The following is a 15,906-nucleotide window of genomic DNA, read 5'->3' on the forward strand; positions in this document are numbered from 1 at the left end:
AAGCGTTCGAATTCAGCGAGTGACCACGACCCTCAGGAACTTCGCCCGGGTCGTCTCGTTTTCATCATCGAAAACAAGGCTCACGGTTTCCGCTCCGTCTTCTTGGGGCGTGAGGGTTTCGATATAGTGGGTCCCCTGCATGGCCGGTTGCCAGTTCGACAAGCTATCACTGCTTTGCTCGATGGCGTAGGCGATTCCGGCAGCACCGCCGGCGGGGCGGCGGTAGGTGAGCGTGAATCCTTCCGGTCCCATCAGGACCTGTGGCCGGTGCTCGGCAGGGGAGCCGGACTTGGGATGGCTGCCGAAGGAATACTCCACGAGATTGACGAGCCCATCTCGATCGAAGTCGAACGAATCGCCCGCACTACCGGTATTGGAAATGGTGCCAAAGTGAGTGAGTCGCCAGTTTTCCAGTGGCGTAATCCCCACGCCGGAGAGCACCACATCGAAGACGCTTTCGTCGCGATCATTGCTCTCCACTCGCAAGGTGGTTTGACGAGTGCCCGCTGCCATGGGCTGCAGGGCTGCCGTGAAGGAGATCTGGCCTCCGATCGGAACAGTTGCGGGGAGCGTCCCGGCATTGAGCGCGAAGTCCGCAGTGTTTCCTCCGGACAACGCGATGGTGGCTACATTCAGATCGGCTGTACCAGTATTCCGGATCGTGAAGGTTCGGGGCGCACTGGAGGTGCCGATCAACTGATTGCCCATGCTGAGGGTGGCTTCGGTCAAGGCCAGGTTATGTGAGCCGCCTGCCGAGATGGCGCGCCCTCCCGACAGACTATCGGGCAGGCTACCTGTCGATTCACCCCACTGGACGATGGTACCGTCGGCCTTCAGCGCCACGGTCCGGTTGCCCCGCGATGCGATCGCTTTGACACCTGTCAGTCCGGCCGGAACCGTGGTCTGGCCGTTAGAATTGGAACCCCAGGCAACCACCGTCCCGTCGGTCTTCAGAGCCACTGTGTGCAATACTCCGGCCGCGACGGCTTGCACGCCGGTCAGGCCCGCGGGAATCGTCCGTTGACCTTGGGTATTGTCACCCCAGGCGGTCACGGTGCCATTGCTCCTGACGGCCACTGTGTGACGACCTCCAGCCGCGATCCCTGTGACGGAGGTCAATCCGCCCGGAACGGTCCGCTGGCCATACTGATTGTCTCCCCATGCAACGACCGTTCCGTCCTCTTTCAACGCGACCGTGTGATAGGAGCCCGCCACGATAGCCCGCACGCTCGTGGCCGCAGCGGAGACGGTGCTTTGCCCATACTGGTTGTCACCCCATGCGACGACTGTACCATTGGTCTTGAGCGCGACCGTATGCCTTTCGCCAGCGGCGATTCCTTTGACCGCCGTGAGTCCTGCAGGGATGGTCCGCTGGCCATAGGAATTGTCACCCCAAGCCGCCACCGTTTCATCGCTCTTGATCACTACGGTGTGATTCGCCCCGGCCGCGACTGCTTTGACCGTGTGGAGGCCTGTGGTCGGCGGGAACTGCCCATACAAATTCACACCCCATGACCGCACATTCCCGATCGTCAGCTCCGTGCCGCTGCCATGTTCCACGACGATCTCCGGCGTGGTCCCGGTGCCCTGTAGGTTGATCTCGAACGGACTCTCATCGTCATCACTGCTCGTGAGCGAAAGGATCGCATTACGCGCTCCGGCACTAGTCGCCGAGAATCTCACGATCACCGAAGTGGACGCCCCAGGCAGAAGCGTCGTGGCGGGCGGGGAGACGATGCTGAAATCCGTGGCATGAGTTCCGGACAGTGTGGGCGCGATATTGGTGAGCAGGCCATAGCCTGAATTCACCAGCGTGAAGGTCAGTTCAGTAGAGCTTTCGGCGACGACGCTATTCGCAAAGGAGCGGATGCCGGAATTGTCGCTGAGTTCGTTGGCGGGATCGGTTCCACTTCCGGCAAACACACCGAGCTCCGGCAGGGCCGAACCGGAAAGGGCGAGGTCGAAGTTCGCTTCGTCGGGGTCGTTGCTCTGGACACGCAGCGTGGAGTAGCGGATGCCAGTAGCGCCGGGGGTGAAGGTCACGGAGACGGTGGCCTCTGCGCCGGGGGCGAGAGTGCCGGGGATGCCACTTGGGGTCACTTGGAAGTCGCTGGCATTTCCACCGGTGGCACTCACTCCGGTCAGCACCAGATTGGCGACGCCGGTATTGCGGATCGTGAAGGTTTTCAACGGGCTCGTGGTGCCTAACAACTGGCTGCCGAAGTCCACGGCGGAATCCACCAGAGCGACCATGTGATAGTCACCGGGCGCGATGGCCCGGACACCTTTTAAGTCCTCGGGCATGACCAGCGGTTCGACAGGATTGCTACCCCACCTGAGAATCCTGCCGTCGTTGGTCACGGCGAATGTCTGGTAGCCGATTGCGGCGATCGCCTTGATGCCGGTAAGTCCCGCGGGAATGCTCGTCTGGCCGCGCCCGTTGTAGCCCCATGCGACGATCGTTCCATCGCTGCGAAGCGCCACGGAGTGCCCCAAGCCAGCGGCCACGGCCTGAACGCCGGTGAGGCCAGCCGGGACATTCAACTCGCCGGAGTAGTTCTGACCCCAGGCAACCACCGTGCCGTCGGTCTTCAATGCAAGCACGTGGGAGTAGCCTGCAGCTACCTCCTTTACTCCAGACAGGCCCACCGGAACCGGCGCACCACCGGTTCCATAGTAACCCCACACAGCGACCGTGCCGTTGGATTTCACCACCGCCGTCCCATCGGACCCTGTCGACACAAATGCCAGAGGGCCGAGATCGACGGGTATATCTCCCAGGGTAGAGGGATCGCCCCACGCGACCAGCGAGCTGTCATTCTTCAGCAATAAATTATGACCTCCACCTGAGGCGATGGCCTTGACCCCGCTGAGGCCGGCTGTGGGAGGGGTGGACCTGTTGTGCAGGTTGTATCCCCAGCCAATCGCCCGGCCGCCAGTGGTCAGGGCCATGCTGTGCTGGGTGCCTGCGGCAATCGCCTTGATCCCGGTATTCGGAGAGAGGGGGATGGATGTCTGGCCGTCGGTATTGCGCCCCCATGCCATGACCTTGGCCGTTTCCAAAGGCACTCCGGGAGTCTGCTCGACCGTGATGTCGGCATAACCCCGGGTACCGGTCAGGGCGATCTCGAACGAACCCTCGAGGGGATCGTTGTTAGCGATCTTTAGCAAGGCGGTGCGAGTGTCACCTGAACCCGGAGTGGCGTGACAGGTGAAGGAAACAGCGAAGCTGGTCTGTCCTCCCGGCGGGACCGGGGAGGTCATGCCGCTGACATTGACGGCGAAGTCGGCAGCATCAGGGCCACTCACATTGAAACCAGTGAGGTCGAGAGGCTGATCTCCCGTATTGCGGATGACGAAAGTACGTAGCGGGCTCGTGGTGCCAAGGGCTTGGTTACTGAAGACCACTTCCGAGTTCACGACCGCCGCATTGCATTCGCCACCAGCGGCAATCGAACGGATCCCGCGCAACGGATTCACGAGGGCAGGTTGGTTTGACACGGTTCCACCCCAGGTGGAAAGAGTGCCATCTTGCCTGAGTGCCAGACTGTGCGTCTCGCCCGCGTCCACCGCGATGAACCGGTCCAGGCTGGGAGGCACCGTCACCTTGTAGTAGACGTCATTGCCCCACGCCGCGACCGAGCCGTCACTGCGGATCGCCATCGTATGGTCATCCGCCGCGATGGCTTGGATGCCAGTTGTCCCGGCGGGGAAGCTCGCCTGACTGCCACTGGTATCGCCCCAACCCACGAGCGTCCCATCGGTCTTCAGCGCCACGGAGTGATCGTATCCGGCTGCGACCGCCCGGACGCCGGAAAGTCCGGTGGGAATGACGGATTTGGAGAAACGGTTGTTGCCCCATGCCACCACCGTCCCGTCGGTCTTCAGCGCCAGCGTGTGGTTGTGGCCGGCGGAGATCGCTTGGACTCCCGTGAGGCCGGGAGGCACAGTTGTCTGACCGTCAGAATTATAACCCCAGGCAACAACAGTGCCGTCCGCCTTGAGGGCCACGCAGTGGGTTCCTCCGGCCGAAATCGCGGTCACGTCCTGAAGCCCGGCGGGCGGAGTGAAAATGCCGGAAGAATTGCTACCCCAGACGACCACAGTGCCATCGCTTTTCAGGGCCAGGGCGCTGGTCCTGCCAAGATCGACCTGGCGTATCCCGGATAGTCCGGCGGGGACCACCGTCTGGTTCCACTCCGTGTCTCCCCACACCCTCACCGTCCCGGTCTCCAAGGGAGTGCCATCGGCAGCTTCAATGACGATATCACTCGCCGCATTCGCGCAGGCCAAGGATGTCCACCAAATGAGAATCGCAGCACAGGAGAGCCGGATGCCGGGGGAGCGATCTGCGTGTCGAATCATGGATCGCGCTCTTTCTCCAAAGTCTCGCCACTTGAGAAGTACATTTGTCTAACAGGGCTGCCAATTTTGATATCTAGTCGGGTGACTCGAGGCGGGGATAGGGAAGCCTGATTCGCGCCGACTGGAGAGCGGCTTTCAATTTCATCCACTCTTCACCGTCAGCTTCAGCGATTCACTGGCGATGGATGGCCGATCTCGATAATCCCCGTTCCATCAGATTTCGGTCAATGTCCCGCAAGTTCCGCCTCTTCCTGTTCCCCTCTCCGATCCTGCCGTTGATTCTGGCAGTGTCATGTTGCTCAAATCCAGGGTGCGAGAATGAGGTCCGCGAGCAGTTGGTTTCACCAGACGGGGTCAACAAGGTGGTGATTTTCAGCCGCAATTGTGGAGCGACGACCGATTTCAACTGTCAGGCGAGCATTTTGCCGGTCAGCAAGCCGCTGCCAAATGACGTGGGTAATGCCTTCATTTTTGACAAGGGAGAGGCGAAGGTTGTTTGGCGGGACTCGAAGACGCTTTCGGTATCCGCCGATAGCTCCGCCCGGAGTTTCAAGCGGGAAGAGGTGCTTCAAGGGGTCGAGCTCAAATACTCAATCGTGGCGGACGAACCGGCTTCCGGGAAAGTGCAGGCCATCGGTGAGTCCGGATGACACGAGGTTTCGGGTGCCAACCCTGCCTCCCGTTCATCCTTGCAAGGCTTGGCACGGCGGGCGCTTCATGGGTCCTACCTCATGGCCATCCGCGTTGGACTTCATCACGTCACTGAATACCGCTACGACCGCGAGGTCAATCTGTCGCCTCACGTGATCCGGTTGCGGCCCTGCGTCCACTCGCGGACGCCGGTGCTGGCCTACTCGCTGAACATCCAGCCGGCGAATCACTTCGTCAATTGGCAGCAGGACCCCTTTGGCAACTGGGCGGCGCGGGTCGTATTCCCGGAGAAAACCCGGAATTTCCGGATCGAGGTCGATCTGGTGGCTGACCTGACGGTCATCAACCCCTTCGATTTCTTCCTGGAGGAGTATGCCGAAAATTGGCCCTTCGACTACCCGCCCGCGCTGAAGCACGAGCTCTCGCCCTACCTGAAGATCCGCGAGCGCGGACCGCGGATGATGGAGTGGCTGGGCGGCATCTCGCGGGAGAAGCGCCGGACGATCGATTTCCTGGTGGACGTGAACACCCGCGTGAACCAGTCGCTGGGTTATGGGATCCGCTTGGAGGCGGGCGTGCAAAATTGCGAGGAGACCTTCGAGGCCGGGACAGGGTCCTGCCGGGATTTCGCCTATCTGCTGGTGCAGGCGCTGCGGCATCTGGGGCTGGCGGCGCGATTTGTTTCCGGATATTCGGTTCAGCTCAAGCCGGACGAGAAACCGCTGGAAGGCCCGGCCGGGGTGGCGGAGGACGTGACCGACCTGCATGCGTGGGCGGAGGTCTATATCCCGGGCGCGGGCTGGGTGGGGCTGGATGCGACCTCAGGGCTTTTCGCAGGGGAGGGGCATATCCCGCTTGCCTGCACACCGGAGCCGGCAAGTGCGGCGCCGGTGGTCGGCGGGGTTGATCCTTGCGAAAGCGAGTTCCTGTGGGCGAATGAGGTGACCCGCGTGCATGAGGACCCACGGGTGACGAAGCCCTACTCGGATACGGAGTGGGCTGCAGTTGACGCGCTGGGCGGGAAGGTGGACGAGTTGTTAGAAGCGGGCGACGTGGCGCTGACGATGGGCGGCGAGCCGACCTTCGTGTCGATCGATGACATGGAGGGCGCGGAGTGGAATTTCACCGCGGACAGCCCGGCAAAGCGGAAGCTGGCGCTAAGCCTCTTGAATCGGCTGAAGGATGCCTTCGGCACCGGGGGACTGCTTCACTATGGCGAGGGCAAGTGGTATCCGGGCGAGCCATTGCCGCGCTGGGCCTACACCGTGATCTGGCGGAAGGACGAGCAGCCGCTCTGGAAGGATGAGAAACTTCTGGCCGATCCGAACTCGGACCTCGGCCACGGGATCGAGGATGCACGGCGCTTTTCAGCGATGGTGACCGATGAGCTCGGCTGCCAGCAGGCGCACGTCATCGCGGGCTTTGAAGACGTCTTCTACTACGCGTGGAAAGAAAGCACGCTGCCCCCGAACGTGGATCCCTATTCGGCGGATCTGGACGACCCGCTGGAGCGGCGCTATCTGGCGAATCTGTTAGACCGCGGACTTTCGAAGCCGACCGGCTTTGTTTTGCCGGTGGAGTGGGATCCCGAGGCGAATGCGTGGAAGAGCAATCTGTGGACCTTCCGCCGCGGGCGGATGTCGCTGATTCCAGGCGGTTCGCCGATGGGTTTCCGGCTGCCACTCGATTCGCTGCCGATGGCAAGCGAGGAAGTCCGGGCGCGACAAGCGGCGGCACTGGAGGCTTCGCCACTCGAGAAGACAGGCGTTCTCCCCGCCCACGGGGCAATCCTGCCGGCGGGACGGACGTTGCAGACCGGCGTTGGCTTCAAGCCCGCTCCTCCTGCGGCGGCCGATGGCGGTGAACTCACCTCCACGACCGCCATCTGCGTGGAGCCTAGGAACGGCAAGCTTCACGTCTTCTTCCCGCCGGTCACTCATCTCGAGCACTACCTGTCCTTGTTAGAGGCGGTGGAGAATGCGGCGACGCGGCTGAAGCTGCCGGTGATCATCGAGGGCTACGAGATGCCGTGGGACCAACGCGTCGAGCGGATCAAGGTGACTCCCGACCCCGGCGTGATCGAGGTGAACGTTCATCCCGTAACGAACTGGCGGGATCTGGTGGAGAACACCACGACGCTCTACGAAGCAGCGCGGGTATCGCGTCTCGGCACGGAGAAGTTCATGCTAGACGGTCGCCACACCGGCACCGGTGGCGGCAACCACGTCACCCTCGGCGGCGCGACTCCAGACCGCAGCCCCTTCCTCCGCAAGCCCGGCGTGCTGCGCAGCTTGATCACCTTCTGGCAGCACCATCCGGCGCTGTCGTATCTCTTCTCCGGACTTTTCCTTGGCCCGACCAGCCAAGCACCGCGTGTCGATGAAGGACGCGACGACCGCTTGTTCGAGTTGGACATCGCCTTCGACCAGCTTCCCGAAAATGGCGATCCCCCGTGGCTGGTGGACCGCATCCTGCGGAACATGCTGACCGATCTAACAGGCAATACGCACCGCGCCGAGTTCTGCATCGACAAGCTCTACGCCCCGGGCTCTGCGAGCGGGAGGTTGGGTATCCTGGAGCTGCGCGCCTTCGAGATGCCTCCGCATCCACGCATGAGCTTGGTGCAGATGCTTCTGGTGCGGTCGCTGGTCGCGTGGTTCTGGAACGAGCCGTATCATAAGAAGATGGTCCGCTGGGGCACCGAACTTCACGACCGTTTCATGCTGCCACACTTCATCCGCGAGGACATGAAGGACGTGGCGCTGGGGCTGAAGAATGCGGGCATTCCGTTCCAAGCCGCGTGGCTGGAGCCATTCCATGAGTTCCGCTTTCCCGTCTATGGCCGAGTGGTTCACAGTGGAGTGGAGATCGAGATCCGCGCAGCGTTGGAGCCATGGCATGTCCTCGGTGAGGAGAGCTCGGCTCAAGGCACGGCGCGCTATGTCGACTCGTCGGTGGAGCGCATTCAGGTGAAGGTGCGCGGCGCCGTGGAAGGCCGGCATGTGCTGGTCTGCAACGGCCGCCGGATTCCGCTGATCGCGACCGGGAGGAAAGGGGAATACGTCGCCGGCGTCCGCTACAAGGCATGGGACCCATGGTCGGCCATGCACCCGACCATCGGCGTGCACACGCCTCTGACCTTCGATGTGGTGGACACCTGGAACAAGCGATCGCTCGGCGGCTGCGTGTATCACGTGCTGCACCCGGGCGGCCGCAGCTACGAAACTTTCCCGGTGAATGCCTACGAGGCCGAGTCGCGCCGCGTGAGCCGCTTCTGGCAGCATGGCCACACGCCCGGAACCATCGAGCCGGCCTCGACGGGCGGCTACGGCTTTCACCGCGTGGAGGATCGCGCAGGCGGGCCGGTGGTCAGCTACGTCGAGGTCCCGCCGGAAGATCCGGGGATGGAATTCCCCGTCACGCTCGACCTGCGAATGGGAGGCTGAAAAAGGCCTGCGAAATTTCCGCGAAAGATTTCCCCGCATTCGGGTAATTTCCTGCGGAGATGTCCGCCGAACCGCATAGCGCCGAGGAAAGAATCGTGGGCCTGATCGCCCGGCACCAGCCGGAGATCCACCGCTACGTGCTCTCCCTGCTTCCCGACCGGATGCTGGCCGATGATGTGGTGCAGGAGACCAACCTGGTCCTGTGGCGAAAGGCGGCGGAGTACGATCCCGTCCAGCCTTTCCTCCCCTGGGCGCTGACCATCGCGTGGTATCAGGTGAAGGCCGCACGCCGAGATTCCGGCCGCGACCGCCATGTCTTCGATGATTCGCTGGTGGAGATCCTGGCGGCAGAGCATCGCGAATCCGACGGCAGGGAGGCGGAGCTCGATGCGGCATTGGAGAAATGCCTCGGCGAACTTTCTGAAAGCAACCGGGGGCTGATCCTCGCCCGCTACACGCCGGGTGCCTCCGTGCAAGACCTCGCGGCCGAGCGGAAGCAGACGCCGACTGCCCTTTCGCTCACCCTAATGCGGATCCGCAAGGCGCTGGAAACCTGCATCGAACGCAAACTCGCCACGCCATGAAGGAAGACCGGCTTGATCTGCTGTTGAATGCGCTTTTCGAGGAAAGCCTCGGTGAGGACGAGCGTGCCGAGTTGAATGCCTTGCTGGCCTCCGCCCCGCAATCGCGAGGCCGCTATCGCCGGGTCGCAGCGATTCACTCGGCATTGGCGCGGAAGGCTGCGTCGCCATCGTTTTTTGAAGCACCTGCCGCCGCCGGGTCGAAGGTGACCGCCTTCCCGAAGCGCCGGTTGGCGATCGCTGCGGTAGCAGCCGTGGCGATGCTGGCGGCAGGGATCTCGATCATGCTCCTTCAGTCGCGTGGACCGGTGGCGAATGTCTTGGAAACCCAGAGCGTCGCTTGGGCGGAAGGCTCGGCGGCCCCCTCGTCAGGTCGCCTGCCGGTGGCCGTGCCACTGGAGTTCACGCGCGGATTCGTGCGACTCGGATTTCCCAGCGGCGCAAATGTCACTCTCGAAGCACCTTGCCGTTTCCGCCTCGATGAAAAGGAAGCGCTTTCAGTGCTCCATGGACGGGCATCCGTCCACACACCGCATGGTGCGGAGGGCTTCCGCATCGACACCCCTGGCGGACGCTTTGTCGATCTTGGCACCGAGTTCGGCCTGGCAGTGGGCAGCGACGGCAGCACGCCGGTGGTACTCACCGAAGTTTTCAAGGGCGAGGTGAACATCGAGGCGACGAACACCCGCCTGACCATCGGCGAAAGCCGGGCGCTGGTGCGCGAGGAAGGGAAGCCGAAGCTGCTCGCCGCGCTGGACGAGTCGCCGGTGATGCTGGTGAACCACCTCGAAGGCTTGCCCGGATCCGCTTCGACCGAAGGCAATCTCGCGCTCGGCAAGCCGGTCTTCAGCCCGGGTTACTGCACCCGTCCGCATGGATCGGTCTTCCCGCCGGACAATCTCACCGATGGCCGCTTGAATGACAGCGGTGTGCCCGGTGATTGGTCCTTCTGGCTCGCTCCGGATGGTGAGAGCGGTGAGTTCACCGTGGACTTGTTGCAGTCGGAGACGATCGGCCGGGTCTCCCTGCAGAATACGAACAATCGCGGCAACGATGACCGTGGCACGGAGAGCTTCGTCCTGCTCGGGTCACTCGACAATAAGACCTTCTTCCCGCTGACCGATGGAAAACTGCCGCGCATCACCGATGGCAAAGGGAGCGAGTTTCCCTTCATCGACTTCAGCTTCGCGCCCGTCGAGTCCCGCTATGTGAAGCTGGTGGTGACGAGCCACTATCGCCACCCCAAGCGCCCCATCGATCATCCGTGCCAAGGTGGCGGGCTGAATGAAATCCGGATTTTCGCTGAATGATTGCCAAAGCCCATCTTGGAACGCTTCTGGCGTTCGCGTTGCCCGTTCAGGCGGAGGTCGATTTCGCCAGCCAAGTGAGACCGGTCCTGAACTCCCACTGCACCGCCTGCCACGGCGGAGTGAAGGAAGCAGGCGAGGTCTCGTTCATTTATCGCGACAAGGCACTCGGAAAGGGGAAGTCCGGCAAGCAGATCATCGTCCCGGGTGATCCCGCAGCCTCGGAGGCGATGGTGCGCGTGCTTTCAACCGATCCCGATGAGGTCATGCCGAAGCCCGAGCATGGTCCGCGACTGGCAGACGGTGAGATCGCTACGCTGCGCCAGTGGATCAAGGAAGGCGCGAAGTGGGGCGAGCATTGGTCATTCGTCGCACCGGAGAAGCACACGGCACCGGCGGTGAAAGACACGGCGTGGCCCCGCAACGACATCGACCGCTTCCTGCTCGCGAGGATGGAGAGAGAAGGACTGAAGCCGTCGAAGGAGGCGGACAAGGCAGCTTTGCTGCGGCGGGTCTCGCTGGATCTAACAGGACTACCGCCATCGATCGCGGAACTGGATGCCTATCTCGCCGACAATTCGCCCGACGCCTACAACAAGCAGGTGACGCGCCTGTTAGCCTCGCCGCGCTTTGGCGAACGCTGGGCCAGCGTGTGGATGGATCTGGCCCGCTACGCGGACTCGGAGGGCCTCGGCCTCGATAGCAGGCGCGATGTCTGGAAATACCGCGACTGGCTGATCGGGGCCTTCAATCGCGACGAGCCTTACGATCAATTCACCATCGAGCAACTCGCAGGCGATCTGCTTCCGAACGCAACCCTCGACCAGCGGATCGCCACCACCTTTCACCGGCTCACCCAGGCAAACAACGAAGGCGGCACGGATGACGAAGAGTTCCGCGTGGTCGCCACCATGGACCGGGTCGCCACGACCTGGGAAGTCTGGCAAGGCGTCACCATGGGCTGCGTGCAATGCCACAGCCATCCCTACGACCCAATCCGCCACGACGAGTATTATCGCTTCATGGCCTACTTCAATCAGGCCGTGGACAATGACGTGCCGGAGAATCATCCGGTGCTGCGCGTGCCGCTCGATAACGCCCGCTACGCGGAGGCCGGCAGCTTGCAGGACAAGATCGGCCGATTGGAAGAGCAGATCCACGAGCGACGAAACTCCGTCGCTTCTCATTCGGCGTGGGTGAATCCGACCGGTATGACAGGCAGCAGCCAGAGGGCAAAGCTGGAGATGGTGAAGCACGATGGCGTGGAAGAGTTCCGCACCATTGGCAACGTCGCCGCCGGCGCCGTGCATACCCTCGACATTCCGAAGCCCGTGGAGCTTCGGAAACTCACTGCATTCCGTGTGGAGATCCGTCCGGTCGATGAGGCCAAGGCGATCCACACCCCGGAGTGGGGAGCGATGATCCGGAAGTTCGAGCTGCAACTCGTCGGCGCCGATGGCAAGGCAACGACGGTTCCCTTGGCTGAGGTCATCGCGGACGAGGCTCATCCGGAGTTTGATCCGAATCTCTCAATCAAGGGGTCGAACCGTGGCTGGGGACAATACACCAAGATCTTCCAGCCCCGGCACGCGATCGTCACTTTGAAGGAACCGCTGGAGATCCCGGCTGGAGCCACGCTGCGGGTAATCCTCAACCATGCCACCGATTCGGCGGGAGGGGCCTATCCGCTGATCGCGAAGCGAGGACGCATCGCACTGACCGATGACCCCGAGTGGACCAAGCCCGACGCCGAGGTCGAGGCGATGAAGAAGGAACTGTCAGATGCCCGGAAGACGCTCGCAGCCATCCCATCCACGACCACGCCGGTGATGCGCGATCTGCCGACCGACCTGGCGCGGCAGACTCGCGAATTCATCCGCGGGAACTGGATCGACAAGGGCCAAGTCATCGACAAGCCCGGCACGCCCGCGATCTTTCCGCCGATGCCCGAGGGCAAGACCCCGGACCGTCTTGCCATGGCGCAATGGATTGCCTCACCGCGCAATCCCCTGACAGCGCGCGTGGCCGTGAACCGCTTCTGGCTGGAGCTGTTCGGCACCGGCATCGTTCCCACGCCCGAGGATTTTGGCTCGGCGGGCGAGAAGCCAACCCATCCCGAACTGCTGGATACCTTGGCCGTGCGTTTCGAGACCGACATGAAGTGGAGCATCAAGACGCTGCTGCGTGAATTGGTGAGCACGGCTGCGTATCGGCAGGATGCGACGATTTCCCCGGAAATGGCGGAAAAGGACGCAGGCAACCGCCTCCTCGCACGCGGCCCTCGCCAGCGCCTGACCGGCGAGATGGCCCGGGACAACGCGCTGGCCGTGGCAGGCTTGATCGCCAATCGCGACGGCGGCCCGCCGACCAATCCACCGCTGCCGGCCGGAGTATGGAAGCCCTTCGACTCCGGCGACAAATGGATGACGCCCGCCGAAGGAGATCCCGGCCGCTACAGCCGATCCGTGTATGTCTACTGGAAGCGTAGTATTCCGTATCCTACGTTGGCCACCTTTGATGCGCCAACCCGCGAGATGTGCTCGAAGCGGCGCATCCTTTCCAACACGCCCCTGCAAGCGCTGGCGGTGCTGAATGACCCGGCTTTCGAGGAATGCGCGAAGGGCCTGGCGCGACAAATGAAATACAAAGCCGATGGCGACGTGGATACACGGCTGTCGCTCGGCTACCGCACCGCCACCTCACGGGCCATCACCCCGGACCGGCTCGCCGAACTCCGGACGCTCTTCCAGAAGCTCGAAAAAGACTACGCCGCAAATCCCAAGCTCATGGAAGGGATGGCCGGCACACCCGATGGCGCAGCCTACACCGTGGTTGCCTCGGTATTGCTCAATCTCGATGAAGCCTTGATTCGCTGAACCGCCATGTTTCCCGACCTCCAGACTGAAAAGCTCCGGCACATCACGCGCCGCCGGTTCCTTCGCGATTGTCCGGGCGGTATCGGAGGCCTGTGGCTCGCAGCCCAAGGTCTCGCAGGTGCCGCGGGGAAACTGAAGATCAGCCACGATCCCTCGGCACCGCTTGCACCATTGCTGCCATCGTTCGCGCCGAAGGCGAAGCGGATCATCTACCTCCACATGGACGGCGCTCCGAGCCAGCTCGAGCTGTTCGAATACAAGCCGGTGCTCGCGAAATACAATGGCAAGGAGTGCCCGAAGGAATACCTGGAAGGCCAGCGCTTCGCCTTCATCCAAGGCGTGCCGAAGATGCTCGGCCCGCAGTTCGAGTTCAAGCAACACGGCCAGTGCGGCGCATGGGTCTCCGATCGCCTGCCAGAGCTGTCGAAGCACGTCGACAAGCTATGCTTCATCCGCACGATGCAGACGGACCAGTTCAATCACGGCCCGGCCCAGTTGCTCCTGCACACCGGCAATCAAAACCTCGGCTATCCCGCCATGGGCTCATGGCTCACCTGGGGCCTCGGCACGGACAACCAGAACTTGCCCGGCTTCATGGTGTTGATCTCCGGCGGTCGCTTCCCGCGCGCCGGAGCCTCGCTCTGGGGTAGCGGCTTCCTGCCATCCGTCTATCAGGGCGTGCAGTGCCGCTCTGCCGGCGATCCGATTCTCAATACCACCAATCCAGCAGGCGTGAGCCGCGATGTCCGGCGCGCCGCACTCGACACGCTGGCGAAGCTCAACACCAAGGCTCACGAGGATTTCGGCGATCCCGAGACCATCACCCGCATCGCCCAATACGAGATGGCCTATCGCATGCAGGTATCCGTCCCGGAGGTAATGAGCATCGAGGACGAGCCCGCCCACATCCACGAGATGTATGGCACCTCGCCGGGCAAGGATTCCTTCGCTAACAATTGCCTGCTCGCCCGTCGTCTCGCCGAGTCAGGCGTGCGCTTCATCCAGCTCTTCGATTGGGGCTGGGACTCCCACGGCTCGAATGCTTCCGAGGCCCTCAACGACGGCTTCGTGAAGAAGTGCAACGACATCGACAAGCCAATCGCCGCACTGCTCACCGATCTGGAACAGCGCGGCATGCTAGAAGACACCCTAGTCGTGTGGGGCGGCGAATTCGGCCGCACGCCGATGCAGGAAAACCGCGGTGGCGGTGATGGCAATCGCTTCACCGGCCGCGATCACAATCCGAACGCCTTCACCATCTGGATGGCCGGTGCGGGAGTGAAGCCAGGCTTCAGCTTCGGCGAGACCGATGAGATGGGCTACCACGTTGCCTCCGATCCCGTGCACCTCCGCGATTTCCACGCGACGCTGCTGCACCTCTTCGGCTTCGAGCACCAGCGACTGGCGTTCCCGTTCCAAGGACTGGACCAGAAGCTAACTGGGGTGAAGCCTGCGAAGGTGGTGAAGGGGATTCTCGCTTAGTTGGCGGGTGAAGAAAAATTTCTTCTCCCGCGAGGGGTGATCGGCCCGGCGTGCGTTGACCGGGTGAAATGATCAAATCCGCCCTCCTCGCGCTTCTGGTTCTCGTCGCTCCTGCCTTCGCGGAAGAGAGGCCATTGAAGATCGCCACCGTGGACATGCAGCAGATCTTCAAGAGCTATCACCGCACCGAAGCAGCCCAGAAGGACTACAACGTTGAGATCGCCCGGATCCAGAAGCAGGACGGCGAGCGCCTTTCCGGGATCCGGGACATCGGGGCGCAGTTGGAGAAGCTCGTCAAACAACTGGACGATCCCACCGTCGCGGAATCCAAGAAGGTCGAGCTTCAGCGGCAAGCGACCGACCGCAAACAAGAGGGCCTTGCCCTGGAGCGAGAACGCCGGGACTTCATCGAAAGACAGCGCACCCAGGTCAACGAGCGAATGGTCCAAGTGATGAAGGGGCTGTTGGCCGAGATCCGCAAGCAACTCGATGAGATCTCCAGGGCGGAGGACTATGACTACGTGTTCGATTCCTCCGGGGTCAGCGCCTCTCAGGTGCCCTTCGTGCTCTCGTCCAGGGAAAGCGGCGATTTGACGGAGATGGTTTTGACGAAACTCAACGCGGGTGCCGCTAAGGAAGAGGCCGAACCGGCGTCGAAGTGATTGAATGGAAGACGACCTCCCCAAGCTGACGCGTGGATTGGTGCGCTGCGAGGATGCCGCGTGGCGGGACTTCCATGCCCGCTTCTATCCACGGTTGAAGGCTCAGGTGGTGGCTCGCGGTATCCCGGAATGTGAGTCGGCAGAAGTGGTGCAGCGCGTTTACCTGCGGGTGCTCCGGCATGCGAAGGTCTTCCTGGCCCATGAGGATTTCGATGCATGGCTGTCCTGTCTGACGCGGTGCGAGGTCATCGATTCAAGTCGTCGCGATCGGCGGCGGAGCTGGCTGGGCGAGCGCTATCAGCAGTGGCAGGAGCTGCGGCGACCGGCTGTCGATGGAGAGGGAAGTGATCTTGAGGCGGCACTGGCTCAACTGGAGGAAACCGACCGGTCGATGCTGGTGAGGCACTACGTGGAAGGCTGGTCGCAGGAAGACCTGGCCCGCGAGCAAGCGACCACCGTCAAGGCTGTGGAGTCAAAGCTCGCCCGTCTGCGGAAGCGTCTAAGAGGACTGCTGGAAAACCCTGATGTCTGCTAGA

Annotated in this window: 9 protein-coding genes; 8 read left to right on the forward strand and 1 reads right to left on the reverse strand. The window is 62.5% G+C overall.

Annotated features, from left to right (window positions below; all coding sequences use genetic code 11):
- Positions 1 to 12: 12 nt before the first annotated feature.
- Positions 13 to 4,365, reverse strand: a complete 4,353-nt coding sequence (locus tag WKV53_RS07495) for a choice-of-anchor D domain-containing protein (protein WP_341403824.1) — start codon at positions 4,363 to 4,365, stop codon at positions 13 to 15.
- A 227-nt stretch (positions 4,366 to 4,592) separates the two neighbouring features.
- On the opposite strand from WKV53_RS07495, the gene WKV53_RS07500 reads away from it, so the two are divergent.
- The 8 genes from WKV53_RS07500 (at position 4,593) to WKV53_RS07535 (ending at position 15,905) form a co-directional block, all read left to right on the forward strand.
- Positions 4,593 to 5,015: a hypothetical protein gene (locus tag WKV53_RS07500; RefSeq protein WP_341403826.1), complete on the forward strand. Its 423-nt coding sequence runs from the start codon at positions 4,593 to 4,595 to the stop codon at positions 5,013 to 5,015.
- 81 nt (positions 5,016 to 5,096) lie between these two features.
- A complete protein-coding gene (locus WKV53_RS07505) occupies positions 5,097 to 8,462 on the forward strand; it encodes a transglutaminase family protein (protein ID WP_341403827.1) in 3,366 nt (1,121 codons plus the stop codon).
- Positions 8,463 to 8,521: 59 nt separating this feature from the next.
- Entirely contained in the window at positions 8,522 to 9,046 is a 525-nt protein-coding gene (locus tag WKV53_RS07510) for a sigma-70 family RNA polymerase sigma factor (RefSeq protein ID WP_341403829.1), read from the forward strand.
- Positions 9,043 to 10,353: a discoidin domain-containing protein gene (locus WKV53_RS07515; RefSeq protein ID WP_341403831.1), complete on the forward strand. Its 1,311-nt coding sequence runs from the start codon at positions 9,043 to 9,045 to the stop codon at positions 10,351 to 10,353. The genes WKV53_RS07510 and WKV53_RS07515 overlap by 4 nt, the downstream gene beginning before the upstream one ends.
- Positions 10,350 to 13,226, forward strand: coding sequence for a PSD1 and planctomycete cytochrome C domain-containing protein (locus tag WKV53_RS07520; RefSeq protein ID WP_341403833.1), 2,877 nt, complete (start codon positions 10,350 to 10,352; stop codon positions 13,224 to 13,226). Before WKV53_RS07515 ends, WKV53_RS07520 begins: the two co-directional genes overlap by 4 nt.
- A 6-nt stretch (positions 13,227 to 13,232) precedes the next feature.
- Positions 13,233 to 14,708 (forward strand): DUF1501 domain-containing protein, encoded by a 1,476-nt coding sequence (locus WKV53_RS07525; RefSeq protein ID WP_341403835.1) that lies wholly within the window; start codon positions 13,233 to 13,235, stop codon positions 14,706 to 14,708.
- 68 nt (positions 14,709 to 14,776) lie between these two features.
- Positions 14,777 to 15,370 carry an OmpH/Skp family outer membrane protein gene (locus WKV53_RS07530; protein WP_341403836.1) on the forward strand — a complete coding sequence of 198 codons (594 nt, stop codon included), beginning with the start codon at positions 14,777 to 14,779 and terminating at the stop codon, positions 15,368 to 15,370.
- Between the two features lie 4 nt (positions 15,371 to 15,374).
- Positions 15,375 to 15,905, forward strand: a complete 531-nt coding sequence (locus WKV53_RS07535) for an RNA polymerase sigma factor (RefSeq protein ID WP_341403838.1) — start codon at positions 15,375 to 15,377, stop codon at positions 15,903 to 15,905.
- The last annotated feature ends 1 nt before the right edge of the window (position 15,906 follow it).

The sequence above is a fragment of the Luteolibacter sp. Y139 genome, from assembly GCF_038066715.1.
In the GTDB taxonomy this organism is placed as follows: domain Bacteria; phylum Verrucomicrobiota; class Verrucomicrobiia; order Verrucomicrobiales; family Akkermansiaceae; genus Haloferula; species Haloferula soli.

Excerpts from the sequence above, each read along its gene's own strand:
- WKV53_RS07525 (WP_341403835.1), top strand. The coding sequence starts at position 13,233 with ATGTTTCCCGACCTCCAGACTGAAAAGCTCCGGCACATCACGCGCCGC.
- WKV53_RS07505 (WP_341403827.1), top strand. The coding sequence starts at position 5,097 with ATGGCCATCCGCGTTGGACTTCATCACGTCACTGAATACCGCTACGAC.
- WKV53_RS07535 (WP_341403838.1), top strand. The coding sequence starts at position 15,375 with ATGGAAGACGACCTCCCCAAGCTGACGCGTGGATTGGTGCGCTGCGAG.
- WKV53_RS07515 (WP_341403831.1), top strand. The coding sequence starts at position 9,043 with ATGAAGGAAGACCGGCTTGATCTGCTGTTGAATGCGCTTTTCGAGGAA.
- WKV53_RS07510 (WP_341403829.1), top strand. The coding sequence starts at position 8,522 with ATGTCCGCCGAACCGCATAGCGCCGAGGAAAGAATCGTGGGCCTGATC.
- WKV53_RS07530 (WP_341403836.1), top strand. The coding sequence starts at position 14,777 with ATGATCAAATCCGCCCTCCTCGCGCTTCTGGTTCTCGTCGCTCCTGCC.
- WKV53_RS07500 (WP_341403826.1), top strand. The coding sequence starts at position 4,593 with ATGTCCCGCAAGTTCCGCCTCTTCCTGTTCCCCTCTCCGATCCTGCCG.
- WKV53_RS07495 (WP_341403824.1), bottom strand. The coding sequence starts at position 4,365 with ATGATTCGACACGCAGATCGCTCCCCCGGCATCCGGCTCTCCTGTGCT.
- WKV53_RS07520 (WP_341403833.1), top strand. The coding sequence starts at position 10,350 with ATGATTGCCAAAGCCCATCTTGGAACGCTTCTGGCGTTCGCGTTGCCC.